The sequence below is a fragment of the bacterium genome, assembly GCA_037143175.1.
Taxonomy (GTDB): Bacteria; Verrucomicrobiota; Kiritimatiellia; order CAIKKV01; family CAITUY01; genus JAABPW01.
The window spans coordinates 1-2,606 of the sequence record JBAWZF010000101.1; the positions used below are offsets into that span (position 1 = coordinate 1).

The 2,606-nt window shown below is 53.8% G+C and carries 4 protein-coding genes; 2 read left to right on the top strand and 2 right to left on the bottom strand.

Annotated elements, in window-relative coordinates; genetic code table 11:
- Together WCI03_15215 and WCI03_15220 are read left to right on the top strand one after the other, a co-directional pair.
- Nucleotides 1-242 (top strand): type II toxin-antitoxin system prevent-host-death family antitoxin (locus WCI03_15215; protein ID MEI8141201.1); only part of this gene is annotated, 242 nt, incomplete at its 5' end.
- The gene (locus tag WCI03_15220; GenBank protein ID MEI8141202.1) at nt 239-628 is read left to right on the top strand and encodes a type II toxin-antitoxin system VapC family toxin; all 390 of its coding nucleotides are present in this window, start codon (nt 239-241) and stop codon (nt 626-628) included. The genes WCI03_15215 and WCI03_15220, both read left to right, overlap by 4 nt.
- Nucleotides 629-798: 170 nt before the next feature.
- Here WCI03_15220 and WCI03_15225 read toward each other — a convergent pair whose 3' ends face one another.
- Together WCI03_15225 and WCI03_15230 are read right to left on the bottom strand one after the other, a co-directional pair.
- Nucleotides 799-1,281: a nucleotidyltransferase gene (locus WCI03_15225; protein MEI8141203.1), complete on the bottom strand. Its 483-nt coding sequence runs from the start codon at nt 1,279-1,281 to the stop codon at nt 799-801.
- Between the two features lie 800 nt (nt 1,282-2,081).
- Nucleotides 2,082-2,606 (bottom strand): hypothetical protein (locus tag WCI03_15230; protein MEI8141204.1); only part of this gene is annotated, 525 nt, incomplete at its 5' end.

Consider the following 2,606-nt stretch of genomic DNA (forward strand, 5'->3'; position numbering starts at 1 on the left):
GCATGAAAACTGAATTAAGCATCTATAGCGCTAAAGCTCACTTTTCAGAAGTAGTCAGCGAAGTCGAGCGCACGGGTGTTCACGTTGTGATATGCCGGCACAACATTCCCGTGGCGGAGATAGTCCCCCTGCGGGCGAAAACAGACCCGCTCACGCAGGATCTCTCGCTAAAAGGGGCCCGGTTCATTGGCGACCCAACGGCGCCACTCTCACCTGAAGATTGGCCGGAATCGCTACGATGATACTCCTTGATACGCACACATTGGTCTGGCTGGCATCAGATACAGGAAAGCTGTCACTTGCCGCCCAAAACGCTATCCTGGCCCACCCCGTTTCCCTCCATTTCTCCATTGTGTCCGCATGGGAGATCTCACTCCTCGTCAAGCGGGGCCGCCTTATTCTCCCCTTTCCACCTGAAGAGTACCTGACTCGCGCCATCGCTCACCACAGGCTGATTGAATTACCCTTGACCCGTCGAGTGGCGCAGGCCTCCGTGTCCCTGCCAGACATTCACAACGATCCTTTCGACCGGATCCTGATAGCCGAATGCCATGAGCGCTCGCTCTCGCTGATCTCGCGAGATGCCATCATTCCCGGATATCCGGGAGTACGCGTGATCTGGGGGTGAATTAAAATGCGAAGAGTTTGACCTGAAAGATTTTTCCAGCCAGGGGTGGAACCGATGAGAGTTCCGAGTCGAAGAATAACAACCCTGAAGGGGTTGAAGTCCAAAGCATGAACCCGGGGTTGCACCCCGGGCTGAGGAGTAGCACCCGTTTCGGGGTGCTGGAGCAATCCCTACTTGCCGTCTTTTCGCTCAGCCAAAATCCGCAGACGGGCTACATCTACCTGGTCTTGATCCCGATATGTTCCCTTACTCGCAATCAAATCGCGAAGACTCAGGTAAGGAACCGTTATACCGGAGATTTCCCTTTTCTGGGCATGGGGTATGGCTTCGGAATAAGTGACACTCCATGCCCGTCGACTGACATCAACTTCAACTTCATCAGCCACTTTGATAACAACATTTTCCTCGAAGTCCTGCAACGTCAACTCCCTTGCGGCATGGTCCTCCAACTCGGAAAGTGCATCAATGATGCGTTGGTAATTAGCGGCGGATTCTTCGATCAGGATGTCCACATCTTCTGTTGTTCGCACCATACCGTGAAGAATGCAGGCATATCCCCCAATGACCAGATAGTTTGCTTCATACCTGTTCAGCAAGGAACAAACACGCAACAACGCCAGGACATTCGCTGAATTATCAAGGGTTTCTGCCATGTCACCACAACCTCGGGTTCGACTGGGATTGGCGCCAAGCGGCATAGGCTTCCCATGATTTGGCTTTATAAACAAAACCGCGGGGACGAGGAAAAGGGTTGATCCGATTCATATCCTGGATCAGTTTTTCTGCCCTAAAATAATTCGCAACAGGATCATTGCTGGCATGATCCCCGGTTCTTTGTCCCACAATCTTCATTTTTGGATTATGAACAGCCCCCCCTCCTCGAGCAATAGAAATGTGACAATGTTTCACTGGCGTCCCATCGGTCTGCCAAGGCTGTAGCGGTTACGCATGTAGGTTGTTAGATGAAATGCAAAGAGTTTTTCACATCGCGAAGAACGCAATGGAGGATAAAATGTCAGTCTAGGTGGCGTTCGCCGTCCCTGGCGAACGATTCCCTGCCCATAATTGACAATCAGCCGCCGGGGACGTCGGCTGCCACCAAGATTGACACCGACACCCATTCGACAAAGCTCAGGGCAGGCGGCGGATACTACAGCGCGGAATTTTTCCTGAATCTCCATCACCTGCATATCTATTGCGCAAACGTCATTTGATAGTTTGTGCAATAGATAATGCCTGTCAATTTCCAGGCAAGACCGGCAGCGTTGGTCATGATTCGGAGCAGAAAAGATAATTTGAACAGAAGTCGCAAAGCCCGCGAAGAGGAATATTGTTTTGCCTGCGGCGCAAACGCCAGGGTTTTGAATTTACTAATATTTATGCTGGCGCGGCGTACTCGCCGCACCAGCCTTCTCATCCTACCTTCTGTTCAAACTCTTCATCTTCGTTACGGTTATGCCGGGTTAGGGGGAGGAATAGGCTGTGGTTCCGGCTCGGCTTCCAAGACCGGTACCGGCGTGGGATCAGGAATAGACACCAGCGGCGGAACCAGAGGCTGAAAAACGGACTCATCCGGTATTACCAAGGCTGGCGGGGGTTCAGGCATAACCTCCGGTGTTGGCGTCACCGGTATGGCCGGTTCCGGCTCCAAGGCCGGCCCACTTAATGGAGGGTTTTGCTCTGTCAAAACCACTCCTGTCGCAGGCGCCGACGGAGCGGCGCCCTCCATTGAAGTCGCCTCAAAGGTCGGCGGCGGCTCAGGCGTAATGGCCGGTTCCGGCTCCAAGACCGGCACACTGGATGGAGGGTTTTGCTCTGTCAAAACCACTCCTGTCGCAGGCGCCGACGGAGCGGCGCCCTCCATTGAAGTCGCCTCAAAGGTCGGCGGCGGCTCAGGCGTAATGGCCGGTTCCGGCTCCAAGACCGGCACACTGGATGGAGGGTTTTGCTCTGTCAAAACCACTCCTGTCGCAGGCGC